This is a genomic window from Olleya sp. AS48 (assembly GCF_038900355.1).
Lineage (GTDB): Bacteria > Bacteroidota > Bacteroidia > Flavobacteriales > Flavobacteriaceae > Olleya.
Genome location: NZ_JBBMRD010000013.1, coordinates 76,052 through 92,819, shown reverse-complemented (window position 1 = coordinate 92,819; position 16,768 = coordinate 76,052). Strand labels below are relative to the sequence as shown.

General features: G+C 31.3%; 21 protein-coding genes. 5 read left to right on the top strand and 16 right to left on the bottom strand.

All coding sequences use genetic code 11. The features are described from left to right. The 3 genes from WNY60_RS14445 to WNY60_RS14435 all read left to right on the top strand — a co-directional run. On the top strand, positions 1–2,970 hold a 2,970-nt coding region (locus tag WNY60_RS14445), incomplete at its 5' end, for a gliding motility-associated C-terminal domain-containing protein (protein ID WP_342862813.1). Between the two features lie 54 nt (positions 2,971–3,024). Further along, positions 3,025–3,969 carry a type IX secretion system membrane protein PorP/SprF gene (locus WNY60_RS14440; protein ID WP_342862812.1) on the top strand — a complete coding sequence of 315 codons (945 nt, stop codon included), beginning with the start codon at positions 3,025–3,027 and terminating at the stop codon, positions 3,967–3,969. 18 nt (positions 3,970–3,987) lie between these two features. Next, positions 3,988–5,931 carry an OmpA family protein gene (locus WNY60_RS14435; protein ID WP_342862811.1) on the top strand — a complete coding sequence of 648 codons (1,944 nt, stop codon included), beginning with the start codon at positions 3,988–3,990 and terminating at the stop codon, positions 5,929–5,931. Between the two features lie 65 nt (positions 5,932–5,996). Here the strand turns inward: WNY60_RS14435 and WNY60_RS14430 are convergent, their stop codons facing one another. After that, on the bottom strand, positions 5,997–6,689 hold the full coding sequence (locus WNY60_RS14430) for a hypothetical protein (RefSeq protein WP_028282376.1): 693 nt from the start codon (positions 6,687–6,689) through the stop codon (positions 5,997–5,999). A 201-nt stretch (positions 6,690–6,890) separates the two neighbouring features. Between WNY60_RS14430 and WNY60_RS14425 the strand changes: the two genes are divergently transcribed. Next, entirely contained in the window at positions 6,891–7,355 is a 465-nt protein-coding gene (locus tag WNY60_RS14425) for a CBS domain-containing protein (protein ID WP_342862810.1), read from the top strand. An 11-nt stretch (positions 7,356–7,366) separates the two neighbouring features. Here WNY60_RS14425 and WNY60_RS14420 read toward each other — a convergent pair whose 3' ends face one another. Genes WNY60_RS14420 through WNY60_RS14410 form a run of 3 tightly spaced genes read right to left on the bottom strand, consistent with a single transcriptional unit; the run spans position 7,367 to position 8,741 of the window. Continuing rightward, on the bottom strand, positions 7,367–7,714 hold the full coding sequence (locus tag WNY60_RS14420; protein WP_028282374.1) for a hypothetical protein: 348 nt from the start codon (positions 7,712–7,714) through the stop codon (positions 7,367–7,369). Between the two features lie 3 nt (positions 7,715–7,717). Then, a complete protein-coding gene (locus WNY60_RS14415) occupies positions 7,718–8,248 on the bottom strand; it encodes a GNAT family N-acetyltransferase (protein WP_342862809.1) in 531 nt (176 codons plus the stop codon). Beyond that, complete coding sequence (locus tag WNY60_RS14410) at positions 8,238–8,741, bottom strand: DUF6265 family protein (protein WP_342862808.1); 504 nt, start codon at positions 8,739–8,741, stop codon at positions 8,238–8,240. Before WNY60_RS14410 ends, WNY60_RS14415 begins: the two co-directional genes overlap by 11 nt. A 166-nt stretch (positions 8,742–8,907) precedes the next feature. Here WNY60_RS14410 and ssb point away from each other — a divergent pair, with 166 nt between their 5' ends. Continuing rightward, complete coding sequence (ssb, locus tag WNY60_RS14405) at positions 8,908–9,240, top strand: single-stranded DNA-binding protein (protein WP_028282371.1); 333 nt, start codon at positions 8,908–8,910, stop codon at positions 9,238–9,240. 58 nt (positions 9,241–9,298) lie between these two features. Here ssb and WNY60_RS14400 read toward each other — a convergent pair whose 3' ends face one another. From WNY60_RS14400 to WNY60_RS14345, 12 genes are all read right to left on the bottom strand, one after another. Then, positions 9,299–10,468 carry a DUF748 domain-containing protein gene (locus WNY60_RS14400; RefSeq protein ID WP_342862807.1) on the bottom strand — a complete coding sequence of 390 codons (1,170 nt, stop codon included), beginning with the start codon at positions 10,466–10,468 and terminating at the stop codon, positions 9,299–9,301. Between the two features lie 67 nt (positions 10,469–10,535). Next, a complete protein-coding gene (locus WNY60_RS14395) occupies positions 10,536–10,676 on the bottom strand; it encodes a hypothetical protein (RefSeq protein WP_191099631.1) in 141 nt (46 codons plus the stop codon). A gap of 11 nt (positions 10,677–10,687) precedes the next feature. Then, entirely contained in the window at positions 10,688–10,900 is a 213-nt protein-coding gene (locus tag WNY60_RS14390; protein WP_342862806.1) for a hypothetical protein, read from the bottom strand. A 38-nt stretch (positions 10,901–10,938) separates the two neighbouring features. Beyond that, the gene (locus tag WNY60_RS14385) at positions 10,939–11,397 is read right to left on the bottom strand and encodes a PA2169 family four-helix-bundle protein (RefSeq protein ID WP_028282368.1); all 459 of its coding nucleotides are present in this window, start codon (positions 11,395–11,397) and stop codon (positions 10,939–10,941) included. A 35-nt stretch (positions 11,398–11,432) separates the two neighbouring features. Beyond that, positions 11,433–11,903: an outer membrane beta-barrel protein gene (locus WNY60_RS14380; RefSeq protein ID WP_342862805.1), complete on the bottom strand. Its 471-nt coding sequence runs from the start codon at positions 11,901–11,903 to the stop codon at positions 11,433–11,435. 51 nt (positions 11,904–11,954) lie between these two features. Further along, the gene (locus WNY60_RS14375; RefSeq protein ID WP_292947434.1) at positions 11,955–12,107 is read right to left on the bottom strand and encodes a lmo0937 family membrane protein; all 153 of its coding nucleotides are present in this window, start codon (positions 12,105–12,107) and stop codon (positions 11,955–11,957) included. Positions 12,108–12,128: 21 nt separating this feature from the next. Then, a complete protein-coding gene (locus tag WNY60_RS14370) occupies positions 12,129–12,590 on the bottom strand; it encodes a hypothetical protein (protein WP_145004461.1) in 462 nt (153 codons plus the stop codon). A gap of 11 nt (positions 12,591–12,601) precedes the next feature. Beyond that, positions 12,602–13,180, bottom strand: a complete 579-nt coding sequence (locus tag WNY60_RS14365) for a hypothetical protein (RefSeq protein WP_342862804.1) — start codon at positions 13,178–13,180, stop codon at positions 12,602–12,604. A 259-nt stretch (positions 13,181–13,439) separates the two neighbouring features. Then, a complete protein-coding gene (locus WNY60_RS14360; protein ID WP_342862803.1) occupies positions 13,440–15,224 on the bottom strand; it encodes a CHASE3 domain-containing protein in 1,785 nt (594 codons plus the stop codon). A 3-nt stretch (positions 15,225–15,227) separates the two neighbouring features. Then, positions 15,228–15,674 carry a response regulator gene (locus WNY60_RS14355; protein ID WP_145004452.1) on the bottom strand — a complete coding sequence of 149 codons (447 nt, stop codon included), beginning with the start codon at positions 15,672–15,674 and terminating at the stop codon, positions 15,228–15,230. Between the two features lies 1 nt (position 15,675). Continuing rightward, on the bottom strand, positions 15,676–16,245 hold the full coding sequence (locus WNY60_RS14350) for a helix-turn-helix transcriptional regulator (RefSeq protein ID WP_145004450.1): 570 nt from the start codon (positions 16,243–16,245) through the stop codon (positions 15,676–15,678). A gap of 58 nt (positions 16,246–16,303) precedes the next feature. Further along, positions 16,304–16,642 carry a hypothetical protein gene (locus WNY60_RS14345; protein ID WP_339807633.1) on the bottom strand — a complete coding sequence of 113 codons (339 nt, stop codon included), beginning with the start codon at positions 16,640–16,642 and terminating at the stop codon, positions 16,304–16,306. Between the last annotated feature and the right edge of the window lie 126 nt (positions 16,643–16,768).

Sequence of the window (16,768 nt, the reverse complement as noted above, 5' to 3'; positions counted from 1 at the left end):
CCTAATGATCCATGTGATTATAACGTAGCAGATGTAACAGTAGACGTAATGAGCACAGTAGATTGTGATGGCGATGGCGTTACAGATGCAGATGAGATAGCAGCAGGAACAGATCCAAACGATCCATGTGATTATAACGTAGCAGACATAACAGTAGCAGTAACAAGCACAGTAGATTGTGATGGCGATGGAGTTACTGACGCAGATGAAATAGGTTCAGGGACAGATCCAAACGATGCTTGTGATTATAACTTAGGAGATATAACAGTACCTGTAACGAGTATAGTAGATTGTGATGGAGATGGAGTTACTGACGCAGATGAGATTAGCGGACCAGATGGCGATCCAACGACTCCAGACGGAACAGATCCAACAGATCCATGTGACTATAACGTAGCAAGTATTACAGTAGCAGTAACTAGTATAGTAGATTGTGATGGAGATGGTGTAACCGATGCAGCTGAGATTGCAGATGGAACTGATCCAAACGATCCATGTGATTTCGTTACAGGTAGTATTTCAGTAACACCTTCAGGTGATTACTTAGCTGCTGATTGTGATGGAGATGGTGTAACTAATGGAGATGAAATTGCTACAGGAACAGATCCAAATGATCCATGTGATTATGATGCTTCAATCCAAGATATTACTATTGTAAGTACATTATGGTTAGGAGATGATTGCGATGGCGACGGTGTGTCTAATGGTACTGAACTTGGAGACGCTACCGATCCATTAGATCCATGTAATTATTTAACTACTAGTCAAGATTTAACTATTGTTACATCTCTTTGGAATAATGCTGATTGTGACGGAGATGGTGTAATTAATGGTGATGAAATACTTGACGGAACGGATTCAAATGATCCATGTGACTATAATGTAGCAAGTATAACATTATCAGTAACAAGTACGGTTGACTGTGATGGCGATGGAGTCACTGACGCAGATGAAATAAGTTCAGGGACAGATCCAAACGATGCTTGTGATTATAACTTAGGAGATATAACAGTACCTGTAACGAGTATAGTAGATTGTGATGGCGATGGAGTCACAGATGCAGATGAGATTATAGCAGGAACGGATCCAAACGATCCATGTGATTATAATATTGGAGATATTACAGTACCAGTAACGAGCACAGTAGATTGTGATGGCGATGGAGTAACGGATGCAGATGAAATTAACGGACCAGATGGCGATCCTACAACACCAGATGGAACCGATCCAAAGAATCCATGTGATTATGATGTTGCTAGTATTACAGTAGTCGTAACAAGTATTGTAGACTGTGATGGAGATGGTGTATTAGATGCAGATGAAATTACAGATGGAACAGATCCAAATGACCCTTGTAATTTCAATGCAGGAAGTATAACAGTTACATCTTCAGGTGATTACTTAATTGCTGATTGTGATGGTGATGGAGTTTCAAATGGTGATGAAATAGGAACAGGAACAGATCCACTAGATCCATGTGATTATGATGCATCTGTTCAAGATTTAACAATTCTTTCAGTTGAATGGTTGGGAGCAGATTGTGATGGAGATGGAGTATCAAATGGTACAGAAATTGGTGATGGTACAGACCCTCAAGATCCATGTAATTATTTAGTTACTAGTCAAGATTTAACTATTGTAACGACTGAATGGAATAATTTAGATTGTGATGGTGATGGTGTTACTAATGGAGATGAAATTGTAGATGGAACAGATTCTAATGATCCATGTGATTTTGTAGTTGCTAGTCAAACATTAACAACATCAGGAGATTTTATGTTAGCTGATTGTGATGGTGATGGAGTAACAAATGAAGATGAAATTTTAGATGGAACAGATCCAAATGACCCATGTGATTTCTTTACATCAAGTATAACTATTTCAGCAAGTGATGAATGGAATGCACTTGATTGTGATGGTGATGGTGTTACTAATGCTGATGAACTAATTGATGGTACTGGTCCTTTAGAACCTTGTGAATTTGATTTAGAAAATGTTACACTTAATCAGAACCAAGCTTGGGATGCATTAGATTGTGATGGAGATGGTGTTACAAATAGTGATGAGCTTGATGATGGTACAGATCCATTAGATCTTTGTAGCTATATTTTAGATAGTCAAACAGTTACTCCTAGTCAAGAGTGGTTAGATGCAGATTGTGATGGAGACGGTACACCAAATGGTAATGATGATGACACGGAAGACCCATGTATATTTGATTTAGATAATATAGATTTATTTACTATGTCTGATGCTATTGCATTATCAGATTGTGATGGTGATGGTGTAACAAATATAGATGAGATTGATCCTGATGGAGATGGAATTGTTGGACCAAATGGAACTGACGCAAACGACCCATGTGACTTTAATCTAGATGATCAAAGTATAGAACCAAGTCAAGAATGGAATACCACAGATTGTGATGGTGATGGTGTCGATAATGAAACTGAACTTATGGATGGAACAGATCCTACAGATGCTTGTGATTTCGATTTTGAAAGTCAAGATATTACAACTGTAAGTGATGATTGGTTAAACGCAGACTGTGATTGTGATGGTTTAGGTGATGGCTTTACTAATGGTGAAGAGTTAGCTGATAACAATGACAATGGTATTCCAGATTATGCAGAATGTAATAATGGAGATCCTGATGCTGAAGATGGATTAAATATCTTTGATATCATGACACCAAATGGTGATGGAGACAATGATGTATTTGTAATTAGTGGTATAGAAAATTATCCAAATAACACATTACAAATTTATAACCGTTGGGGAGTAGAAGTCTATAACGTAGATGGTTATGGTACAAATAACAATTTCTTTAGAGGTATTTCAGAAGGACGTGTTACAGTTCAAAAAGATGAAAAATTACCAGTTGGGACTTATTACTATGTATTGACTTATGTTAACAATGAAGGTAACTCAGTACAAAAAGCAGGACCATTATACATTAATAGAAAATAAATTATAAAATTCCAGTAGCTCTATATAGAGCTACTGGTTTAAATTCAATTAAATATGAGAAATTATTTCATAATATTTTTAGCATTATTTTCAATAGGATTTTATTCTAATGAAAGTCACGCTCAGCAAGATGCACAATACACACAGTACATGTATAATACACTTAGTATTAATCCTGCGTATGCTGGTTCAAGAGACGTACTTAGTTTTGTTGGATTGTATAGAACACAATGGGTTGGTTTAGATGGTGCTCCAGACACATTTACAGCGTCTTTACACTCACCTGTTGGAGAAAAAGTTGGATTAGGACTAAATATAACTCATGACGAGATCTTTATTACTAGTGAAACTTATATAGATCTTGCTTTTAGTTACACATTAGATGTTTCAGATGAAGGTAAATTAGCTTTAGGATTTAAAGCTGGAGGACACTTTTTAAATATTGACACAAATAAGCTAAATACAGGAGCATTCAATCCTGGTGATGCTGATGCAGAAATTAATATAGATAATAAATTTTCTCCACAATTTGGATTAGGTGTTTATTATTATACAGATAGCTTTTACCTTGGTTTAAGTGCACCAAATATTTTAGAAACAGAACATTTTGATGAAAATGCTGCTAATAATAATTCTTTCGCAACAGCAACAGAACGTGTAAACTTATATTTAATGGCAGGGAAGACTTTTGACTTAAATGAAGACTTAAAATTTAAGCCTTCTACCTTATTTAAAATAGTTAGAGGAGCTCCTTTACAAGTAGACTTATCTGCTAACTTTTTAATTCAAGATAAGTTAACTCTTGGCGCAGCTTATAGATGGAGTGCCGCTCTAAGTGGTATGTTAGGTTTTCAAGTTTCGGATCAATTAATGTTAGGAGTAGCTTATGACAGAGAAACAACACAATTAAAACAATTTAATGATGGTTCATATGAAATATTCTTAAGATATGAATTGTTTAAGCGTAATAACCGAATGATTTCGCCAAGATTCTTTTAATCAAAAAAATTAAAATTCATGAAACATATTATAAAAATATATTTAGCTTTAATTTTACTGGTTCCTAATATAACTTCTGCTCAAGAAAAAAAAGCAGTAAAAGAGGGAGATAAAGAATATGAACAATTAGCATACATTGATGCTAGAGAATCTTATCTTAAAGCCACTAATGAAGGATTTCAATCTCAAGATTTATTAAAAAAACTAGGTGATTCATATTACTTCAATGCAGATTATACAAATGCAGCTAAATGGTATGGACAACTTTTTGAGTCTACAGAAAATTTAGAATCAGAATACATTTACAGATACGCATTGTCATTAAAAAGTGACGAAAAGTATGACGCTTCAGATAGAATTATGGAAGCCTTTTACAAAGCCAAAGGAGAAGATTATCGTGCAAATCTATTTGTAAATGAAAGAAATTATTTAAAAGAAATAGAATTACAATCTGGACGATTTGAATTAATAAATGTAGATTTTAATTCAACGTTATCAGATTTTGCACCATCCTTCTATCAAGGTAGTATTATTTATTCATCAAACAGAAATAATAGAGGAGTTGTAAAACGTGTTCATGACTGGAATGAGCAACCCTTTTTAGATTTATATAAGTTGCATAGTTCAGAACTATCTAAATCTAGTAGTACTAAGTTTAGCTCTAAAATTAACTCTATTTATCACGAGTCTACTGCTATTTTTACAAAAGATGGTAAAACTATGTACTTTACAAGAAATAACTATACTAATGAAGATTATAAGCAAGATCAAGAAGGCACAAATAGACTAAAACTATACAGAGCTGTCAGAACGGATGACGAAAACACTACTTGGCAAGTCGAAGAATTACCTTTTAATAGTGATGAGTATTCTGTTGCACATCCAGCTTTAAGCACAGACGAAAAAACACTTTATTTTGCAAGTGATATGCCTGGAACTAATGGACAGTCTGATTTATATAAAGTATCAATTAACGATGGTGCTTTTGGAGAAATAACAAATCTAGGAAACAAGATAAATACAGAAGGAAGAGAAACGTTTCCATTTATTAGTAAGGATAATAAATTATATTTTGCATCAGATGGACATGTTGGTTTAGGAGGATTAGATGTTTTTGTTTCAGAATTAAATGAAGATCAGTTAGGTAGTGTTTTTAACTTAGGTACACCAATTAATGGTCCTGAAGACGACTTTACTTTTATTATTAATAGCACAACTGGAATAGGATATTTTGCTTCTAATAGAGAAGGAGGAGTTGGAGACGATGACATTTATAGCTTTAAAAGCATTAAACCTTTAATAACAAATTGCGAGCAATCTGTAAGTGGAGTTGTTATAGATAAAAACACAAAAGCTATCATACCAAGAGCTAAAGTGTTACTAATGAATTTAGCAAACGAAATCGTTGATCAACAAATAGCTGGTGACGATGGTTCATTTTCATTTCCATTAGATTGTAACAGTTCTTATTGTGTAAGAGCTTCAAAAATAAATTATGGTTTTGATGAAGAGTGTTTTAACACTACAGCAGAATTAGAACTTGCATTAGAAATTGGTCTGGAGTTAGAACCAGATAAGGTTATTGAAGAGGGGACTGATGTCGCTCCATTACTTGGGATAAATATGATTTATTTTGATTTAGATAAAGATTATATTAGAGCTGATGCTGAAGTTGAATTGCGTAAAATAATTGACTTTATGAATGTGTATAAAAACATCAAAATAGATGTTAGATCTCATACAGATAGTCGTAATACTTCTGCTTATAATGCAGACTTATCTAGCAGAAGAGCAAAATCTACAGTCGACTATTTAGTTAATATTGGAGGTATAAGTAGATCTAGATTAACTGGTAACGGTTATGGAGAAACACAATTAAGAAATAGATGTAGCGATGGAGTCCCTTGTAGCGAGTCAGAACATCAATTAAATAGAAGAAGTGAGTTTATTGTTGTTAAATAGAAACAATAAAAAAAACAAAAAAAGCCTTCCCATTGGGAAGGCTTTTTTTATGACCTATAACTAGCTTAGTTTTTAGGTTGATTTTGTTGAGCTGTTAAGGCGTTTTTTGCTATTAATGCCATGTTAAACTCAGGCTCAATTGCTAAAGCTTTATCTAGAATTAATAATGCAGCACTAATATTAGTGTCTTTATTTTTATTTAATAAAACTAAAGCATCTAAATAATATAAACCTGCTTTTAAAGGTACAGCATATGGTTGTTGTGTTTCGTAAAATGTTTTTCCTTGTGTGTCTTTTACAGTCGCTAAACCTAAATCAATATATTTTTTAGCTTCAGTTAGGTTGTTCAAGTTTAAATAAATTTCAGCAATCTCATAAGCCACAGGAGCGTTTGGAGATTTGTCATGCATAGCCTTGAAAAAAGGAATAGACTTATTTAAATCACCTAAAGCTTTTAAAGCTACAGCTTTTACTTCTAAAGCAATGTCAGAGTCTGTTGACTTTTGCGCAATACCAATAGTATTTAAGGCTTGCGTAAACTTACCTTCGTTTAAATATACGTAAGCTAAGGTGTCTTTTCTTGCTTCAGATGGTTTTAAAAGGTTAAGATGCGTCAAAGCATTAATGATACCTTGTACATCTCCTTGAGCCTTCATTTGTTTATAATAAGCTTCATAATGTTTTGATAAAGCATCATTAGTTTGTGCAGTTGCTCCAAGACCGAAGCATAAAATTACTAGATAAAGTATGTTTTTCATTTTAAATATTTTAATTGCTTCAAAACTATAATTTTTTTTGAAGTATTTTTCTTAAATAACTAATTATTAATAGGTTGATTTTAATTGCTGCTAAGCTGTGTTTTTATCTTATAATATTATAAAATTGAATATTTAGTTTGTTAATGGTTTAGGTTAAAAGTTTAAAAATCAGTAACTTTAAGTAAATAAAAAATTAAAATTATGGGAATTAAAAGTTTTGAAGGTCCAAGAAAGGGACAACAGTTAGACACTAATCAATCTTTAAAGGTTAGTGATTACATGACTAGAGATTTAATAACTTTTAAATCCACGCAAAGTGTGGAAGACGTTATTGATACTTTAATTAAGCATAAAATTTCTGGAGGACCAGTTGTAAATGATAAAAATGAATTGATAGGTATTATATCCGAAGGAGATTGTATTAAGCAGATTAGTGACAGTCGCTATTATAATATGCCAACTGAAAATAATAGCGTTGAAAAACATATGGTTAAAAATGTTGAAACCATTGATGGTAATTTAAATGTGTTTGATGCTGCTGCCAAGTTTTTAGAGTCTAAACGACGACGCTTTCCAATTGTTGAAGACGGAAAATTGGTTGGTCAAATTAGCCAAAAGGATATTTTAAAAGCTGCAATGCAACTTAAAGGACATAATTGGAAATAGATTTAGTATGCTTATTGACGTTTTACTAAAGCATAAAAGTCGTTTTCTAAAGGTAAGTAGCCTTGGTCATAAACAAAGTAATATATTGTACCAGCTTTGGTAGTGTATGTGCTTGTAAAATAGTTAAAATCAAAACCTTTAGCTTCAAGTTTAGTTTTTGTGGTTTTGGTTTTTTGCTCAGGATTAAGACTTTCTAATATGCGCCAATTTTTGCGTAAACGATTATTAATGTTGCGGATTAAGTTTTTACCATCCTTATTAACTTTGTTGTTATACGCATTCCTGCAACCGTCACTACAGAATTTTTTATCTATACGTCCAACTATTTTATCTCCACATTCTGGACAGGTTTTAATCATAATTTATTTGTTTTCAATTTTATACCAACGTAAGTTTAATTGTTCTTGTTCAAAATAAAAATCGTTGACATATTGTAATCCTATTTTTAAAAGTGCCTTGTGTGAGGCTTGGTTACCAGCTTCAGTGGTTGCATAAAGTACAGGTAGTTTCATGACTTTAAAGGCATAATCTACAGCAGCTTTACCAGACTCGGTAGCATAGCCTTTTCCCCAATAACGTTCAATTAATCTATAACCAACATCATAGTATTTTGTAAATCCATTCATGTTGTATTCTGTGTTTAATCTAATACCAGACCAGCCAATAAAATCACCTGTTGCTTTTTCAATAACAGCAAATCTACCAATACCACGATCTGCATATTGTTGTTTAACACTGTCTAATATTTTTTTAGCTTCGGCTTTGGTTTTAATGGGTTTGTTACCCAAATATCTATGTACGTTTGGATTAGCATCTAACTCAAACATACCTTCTAAATCGGTAGCTCTTAACTCGCGAAGTAATAATCTTTCGGTTTCTATATTAAAAGTCATTAGTCTTTTTGTAGTTAAATTTTACTTCTTCAGTTTGTCCATTTTCTGTAATTACAACGTAGATATTAATTTCTGTATCACTAATTCTTTCAAATGTAAATTGATCAAAATATGCACGTTTGTTATCTATTTTTATCAATTTAGCATCTACAGTTTCGTCCTTTTCTTCCCAACCTTTAAAGTCGTTACCAAAATGTTTAAGCTGAAAAATTAAAGTGTCATCCGCTTGTCTAATTCCGCCAAGTTCGTAAAAAATAACTTTACCATCACTGACTAATTTAAAACTAAACATCATAGAATCGCCTAGAGGTGGACTCCAAATCTCTTCTGTTATACCACCAAAAGCTTCACCTTTCCAGTGTCCAGCTATCCATGAGACTTGACTTAAATTGGCTTTTGGAGACGTCATGTGGTCTTCAAATTTTAAAGTATTAGTTTGTGAATAGCTTACCGAAATAAACAACAAAATAAGTATGGTAATTGACTGTTTCATAATGTGTTAATTGTTTTACTAATATACGCTTTTTCCGTTTACAAACGACAACAAACGTTTACAACCGACATTAAATGCGTAACTACCGACTAAAATTAGGGTGTTGTTTCATCTTTGCAGTGTCAAATGGAACTAATGATATTTGGCTTTTTAAAAACCTTATCTTATGAATACGTTAAGAAACAAAGTACAGTTAATTGGAAATCTTGGTCAAGATCCAGAAATTATTAATCTTGAATCTGGTAAAAAGTTGGCAAGATTTACATTAGCTACTAACGAGAGTTATAAAAATACTAATGGCGAAAAAATTACAGATACACAGTGGCATCAAATAGTTGCTTGGGGAAAAACTGCTGATATAATAGAAAAATATGTTGTTAAAGGGAAAGAGGTTGCAATTGATGGTAAATTAACAACTAGAACTTGGCAAGATAAAGATGGTATGAAACGTTACACTACTGAGGTGGTTTGTAATGAGTTATTAATGTTAGGAAAGTAATTTACTATAATACCTATAGGTTAATAAAAAAAGGAGGCGATTTGCCTCCTTTTTTTATTTATTTTTCTTCTTCATTATTTTTCTTCTCTTTCTCTTTTTGTTTCTCTTGTTTTTTTAGAGCTCTTTTTTCTTTTCTAGTTAAATCTTGTTCTGTAAAAGCGTCTTTAAACTCTATGTCATTATCAATTTCGCCTTTAAAAGCGCTAATCCAAGCATTTTTAAATATACCACTTATGGTTGGAAGTATACCAGATTGTATATTATTTAAATCACCTTCCATTGGTATTTTTGTGGCAATAGTATCTGTACTTTGATTTTTTAAAACAAATTTGAAAAAACCTACAAAACCTTCCCAAATAACACCAAGTACACCATCATCTTTTCCTATTAATTTAGAGTCTTTTAAAAGCGGTTTCATGTAGCCTTTAAAATAACCGTCTGCAATAGCTATTTCGCTGTAAAGCCCAAATTTTCCTTTTTCAAAATCAATACCACTATAGTGTCTTGTAAATGGGTTTAGACTTGTAACATCTGCATCTTCTAAAGCAAAGGAGATATCCATGTCCGGAATTTTTTTTATAATATTTATGTTACCATTTAGTGTGACATTACCTTTTCCAATTGAAGTTGCTGTTGCAGTAATAGGAGAGGGTAGTATGGGATTGTTCTCTTTTACATTTCTTAGGTTGTCTGCTTTAAGAATAATATTGTTAAACTGTATATCTATGTTAGGATCTGTGTTAAGCTCTACATAAGCTAGTTTACCATTGTTAACTGTTAGATGGTTAATATTAATAGGAACTAAGTCGGTTAGTGCTTTTGTCCAATCGTCCACATCTGCATCATTAGCAGTTTTAGTTTGATCTTCTTTTACATAAATTACTTCTGGACTATACATTATAATCTCACTAACAATGTGTCCTGTAAATAATGATTTCCATTCTATTGAAATGTCTGTTTTAGGAAATTTTAAAAAAGGCACTTGTGTTTTAGCATTTACTTTATTTAAATACATCCCATTAATTACATATGCACCTCTAATTAAAGCGATGTCTATATCGTCTACTTGTCCATAGTAACCAGGTATGTCTGCTAAAACTTTATTAACGTTATCTTTTACAAGTATTGGTAAGTATAATCTAAAAGCAATTATTATGACTACAATAGCTATTGGTACGATGTACCTTTTCTTTTTTAAGCCTCTACGTTTTTTTGTTTTTGATGTCATTTGCTATTAGTTTATAAAAAAGGCTCACAAATTGCGAGCCTTATATTGGATTGTTTATAATTGAGATTTAGTCTACTGCATCTTCAACATCGTCTGCTACACTCTCTACAGCATCTTCAACTTTTTCTCCTGTGGTCTCTTCTCTACATCCTGATAGCGTTAATGCTAAACAAAACATAACTAAAAAGGTATATGATAATTTTTTCATGATTTTATGTTTTAAGATTTTTCTTTGGTTTTTATTTCGTCATCAGTGATTTTTACCTTTTTATCTTCGGTTTCCATCTTGATTTTGTCGTCCTTGACTTTAACTTCAGCGCCTTCGTCTTTCATCTCTTGTATAACTTCTTCTTTCTCTGATTGCTCTCTACAAGACATAAAAGAGGTAGTTAATACAGCTAAAGTCAATACGGTATAAATTAGCTTTTTCATAATTTTTGGTTTTTAGTGGTTGTTGTAAAAAGGTAGGATTATCCTATGATGTCTTCTAACCTTTTAACTGTGTTTAATGCAGATTTTACAGTGGTTAATTGTGACTGCACAATGGTTTTGATTTCTGTATCTGAAGCAAAGTTTTCTAATTGATCTTCATATTCTTTAACACTAGCTTTTTCTCCTCTAATACATTCTTCCATTAAGGCTTCATCTGTATCTGTAGTCAAGCTAGATTTAACGTTAATCCACCCTCTGTGTAAGTCTCCTTTAATAGTTCCAGAAGCTTTAGGCTCTGCATTATGTTTTCTAATTTGAAAATCTAATTCTGTTGCAAATGTATTACGTTGCAATGCTTTTTGTTGTAACCAATTTTTTAAAGGTTCGCTTTGTGCTTTGGTCATTACTTGTTTGTAACCAGCTTCTGCATCGTAATTTTTTTGTAATAATTCTTGTAATGAATTTACTAAGTCTTGATTATTTTTTGTCGTTTTCATAATGTTTTGTTTTTGTTGTGTTATTTAATTTTTTTTTAGAATCTATATCTTACTCCTAATGCGATGTCAAAGTCTACATCATCGCTATAGTTGTCATCAAATCCTAGTTCTGGTCTAAAGTCTAATGATAGTTGTAAAGGGATATTAAAATTATACTCGATACCAATATCTCCTGCAACTAAAGCAAAAGTTCCGTCGTTGTTACCAGAGTCATAAGATCCAACTCCTGCACCAGCACCTACGTACCAATTAAAGCTTTCGTCTAGAGGCATTACCCATTGGTATAAACCTACTAACTTAAAAACATCTAAGTTGTCTGAGTCTCTCCAACCCAAGTCAAATTCCAGTCTATTATTATCGTTTAGGTGTCTTTGGTAAGAGATTTCTGCACCTAAGCCATCATTATCTCCTAATCTTAAACCTAAAGCATTTTTTGAAATGTCTTGAGCACTTACTGTAAAGGATGTGATGGTTATTACTATTGCTGATAATATTAATTTTTTCATTCTATTAGTGTTAGTTTAAATATTACTTTTTATTGATTAATTAAGCTTTGGTTATACGCCTCGTCCACCAATTAGCCTTAGTAATATTGCAATTACTGCGATAACTAATAATATGTGTATTAATCCACTTGCACTATAGATAAAAAAGCCTAAAGCCCAACCTATTACAAGTATTACTGCTATGATATAAAGTAGTCCTCTCATGATATAAAAATTTAGTTGTTATTATTTAGTTGATTTGAATGATTCGATTATTTTTGATTTAGAGACCTCAGTCTCACCCATAAGTTGTACCATTTGGTTAGCTTGATCTAAAGATGTTGCTACTCCAGTAGCAAACCCACGATCAGTTACAACTCCCCAAGTATAAATACGGTCTGAGTTTTTGCCACTATTTAGATAAATACTAGAAATCTCTTTTTCCAAAATTTTTGAAGCCTGAGTTAACGTGGCTATTTGGCTATTAGCGTCTTCTAAACTATCTGCTGTACCTGTAAATACGTCTGATGATGTTTTTACTGTCCATTGGTAAATTTTAGTTTTTGCAACCTTTTTCTTTTCTGGATCTTTATTTATAATTGGCGTATTGTTGTCAAATAATTGTGTGTCTAATACATCTAACTCTGCAGCATTTACAGAAAATAGTGTTGATGTTATAATGGCTAGGGTAAGTATTAATTTTTTCATAGTTTTTTAATTTAGCTGTTAGTATTTAAAACATTTAAAATATTTTTTGTCTTATTTAAGCTGTCATTTATTTTAGAATCGGCTTCAACAATTAATGTTTTAAAGTCTTTACTGTTTGATGTTTCTGATAGTTTATTTAATATAAATAATTGATTGTCAATTATAGATTTAAGTTTATTTAGCGCTTTAAACTTGTCTTTTTCTGTTAGGCTTACTATAGATTTGTTTAATGGTGACTCAGCGTAATTTGGTATTGATATTAATTTGTCTGTAGCCACTTCTTGTAAATCCTCTGCAAACTCTACATGTGTTTGCTCTATTTTTTTTGCTAAATCTATAATGCTGTCTTTATTTATTACTTCTTGTAAAGCTTTACTAAGGTTTATTACATCTTGATTGTCCTTAGATAGCATTAGTAATAATTTAGCTTCGTTTTTGTTATTATTAATTGCTTGATTTGTTAATTCTGATTTTTGATTTTCTGAATTTTTATTTTTTATTAATTCATCGCAAGAGTTAAAGCTTATCCCAATCATGATTACAACAAACATAAATAGTACTGTAATCTTTCTGTTTTTAAAATATTTCATTTTTCATTTCTACATTTTGATATTACAAAGATGCAACTGAGTTCAAAATTTTGTGTTACATCATTTTTTGTTTTGTTTATAGAATTATCATTTTAAAATAATTTGGTCTATAATTACATTGCAAAGATGAGATATAACAAAGCTTTTGGTATTACATCATTTTAGTGAATGGTTATATGATTTCAATTTTTAGCTAGAAATTTGACATAAAAAAAACCTTACGTTGGTAAGGTTTTAATATTATAAAGATTGTTTATGGCTATTCCATGGGTAAGTATACTGTAAATACAGACCCTTTTTCTGGTTGTCCACTAGCAGTAATATATCCTTTGTGGTTTTCTATTATTTTTTTACAAATAGATAAGCCTATTCCAGTACCAGAATATTGGTCCTTATTATGTAGTCTGCTAAATAGTACAAATATTTGATCTGCATATTGATTGTCAAAACCTATCCCATTATCTGTAAATGTTATTTTATGGTAGTGAGAGTATTTAGGTTTTACAATACTGTCTTCTCCATCTGCTTCTACAATTTGATGCGTAATATTAATTTTTGGTATTTTACCATCTAATTTATATTTGATAGCATTACCTAATAGGTTTACAAATAATTGCTGAATTTGAAAAGGTATAACCTTTATTGAAGGGAATGTGTCTGAGGTTATAACAGCATTTTCAGCTGAAATAACTTCTGCTAAATCTTGTTTTGCAGCTTCTAAAAGTAGGTTAATATTAGACTCTTCAAATACCTTGTCTGCTTTATTTGATCTTGAAAATTGCAATAAATCATCAATTAACAAGCGCATTCTAGTAGCAGCGTTTTGTATACGATCAATATATTTGTTTCCTTTGTCAGAAAGTTTATCTCTTTCTTCGTCTTCTAATCTAGATAAAAATGTTTGTATTTTTCTAAGTGGTTCTTGTAAATCATGACTAGCTACATAATTAAAGGACGATAATTCTTTATTATTACGTTCTAACTCAGCATTACGTTCTTCTAATATTCTAAGATTATTAATTTCATCTGTAATATCTGCAGTAGTACCTAGCAATACTATTTCGTCATCTTCATTTACAACAGACTTTCCGTAGGCTTTTAAATGTTTAATATTACCATTTTTGTGGACTACACGATAGTAAATGTAAGGTAGCTCCACATTTTCCTTCATTTGCTCAACTTGCATGGTTAACTTTTCTACATCATCTGGATGTACGTAGGTTAAAAAGTTTTCAATGGTAGGCTCAAAAGATTGTGGTTGCTCGCCTAATAATCGGTATAAATTGTCTGAATATGTAAATTCATCTTTTTTAACATTGTAGGTCCAGCTACCATGTTTACTAACAATTTCGGATTGATTAGTAGATTCTTTAAAAATCTCTAATTCTTCGTTAGTTGCTTTTAGGCGTTTTATATTTTTATAAATACTATTATAAGCAAGATACATTAGGATTAATGAACATAGTAATAATGAAAACAATAGTAATGGAGTTGCCATTAAGTCGGTTTCATATTCGCTACGACGTTGTTTAAGTAAATTGTTTTGTAACTTTATAATGCCTTTAATATTGTCTCTAATAGAGTCCATTAAAGCTCTACCATTTCTAAAATTTTCAATAAAATTAGGGTCTTCAATATCTCCTTTTGGCAAAGATCTGTAAGACGTTTGAAAGGCTAATAACCGTTTATTAATTAACGTATTTACCTCAATTAGGCTTTCTTTAAGTATAGTGTCGTCTTTAGTTAAAACCTTTAGCTCTGCAAAGCTGTTATTTATTTTGCTTCTTCCAGAAATATAAGGTTCTAAAAAAACAGAGTCTTTGGTAATAATATAGCCTCGTTGACCAGTTTCTGCATCTTTAAGGTTTGATAAAATCTGTTCAAGCTCGACATTTACTTTATAAGTATGTGTAATTAACTCGGAAGATTTTGTTACTTCCGTAATACTTCTGTAGGTTAATGCACCAACAACCAAGATTACAAATGCACTTATGTACAGGGTTGTTCTTAAAAACGAAATATTATTTGAAAGTGTTTTAATCATATATTAAAAACGAAGTAAAAAGTTGTCTTTATTCATGCTATTAGTATGGTATTGCCAATTAATGGTAACTACTTCTGACAACACTTTTTTTAAAGTTTTAAAATCACTTGGCTTTTTAATATAAATATTAGCACCTTGTATAAACGTGTTTTCTATATCTTCTTCGGAAGCTGAGGTAGAATAAATTGCAATTGCAATATCCTTAAATTTTGGATTCTGTTTAATTTCTTTTAAACACTCTAAACCAGATTTTCTTGGCATGTTTAAATCTAAAAATAGGACATTAGGTAAAGTGGCATCATCGCTATTTAAGTAATCCATTAAATAGACACCATCGTTAAATGTTTTAACTCTAGTTGTTATTTTAATTTCATCAAAAGCATCTGTAAAAAACAATCTGTCATCTTCATCATCATCTGCTAATGTTATATTTATATAATCCTCTTGCATACTATTCTTGGTTGTTTTGTTGGTTAAATTCTCTTCTTTTAGCAATTATCCTTTGGAACGCAGAAGGAGTAATTCCTGTTGTATTTTTAAACTGAGTACTTAAATGTGCAACGCTAGAATAGTTTAACCTAAAAGCAATTTCGGTTAAACTTAAATCTTGTTTGATTACAAGTTGTTTGGCGTATTCTATTTTTTGAAGAATTATAAAGTTTTCAATAGAAGTGTAAGTCACTTCCGAGAATAAGTTAGACAAATAGCCATAACTATGACCTAAAGTATCTGCTAAATAAACTGAGCTTTTAACATTTACCACAGTGTCTTCATTAAAAACCATATCAATAATAGTATCCTTAATTTTTTGTACTAAAATACTTTTCTGGTTTTCAACAATTTCTATTTGGTACTTATCTAAAGCAGATTGTAATGTGGCTTGTTTGTCAGTGGTTAGTTTTTCTAACACTTCGATTTCTCCAAATCCAACGTGCTTATATTTTATGTCATTGTCCTTTAAAGTTTGTTCTAAAACAATTTGACAAATGGCATTAAAATCGAATTTAAAAAACAAGGTCATATTAAAAATTTAGTTGCAAAATAAAGATAATACTTATTAATAAACTAATCTATGCAATTTACTTTTTAATAATAATGTTAGTAATTTTAGCAACATTAGACACTGTATATTTAGTGGTGTTTTTGGTTGCTTTTTGGTCCAAAATAAAGCTGTGGTTGGTAGTATTAATAACTACATTTTGATTAGCATTTGAAGCTACTTTAAAATGTGGTACTTTTATTTTTATGTCAAAATATTGGTCACCAATTTCTAAATCTAAAGTGTTGTTTTTAGTTGTTTTTGTATTTTTTACGGGTTCTAAATGACTCACAATTTCTACCTCATTATTAGTAGACATTATTAATAATGGTGTAATACAAATTATTGTAACTATTAAAAGGAGTTTATTAGGTTTCATGTGTATTGGTTTAAAATAAATACTACTCTACTAACTATTTTTATAACCAACCAAGATCAGAATATGAAAATATTCTCAAAGAAGCTTTCAAGTAGTATTAATATTATAATACAAAGGTAAATTAGG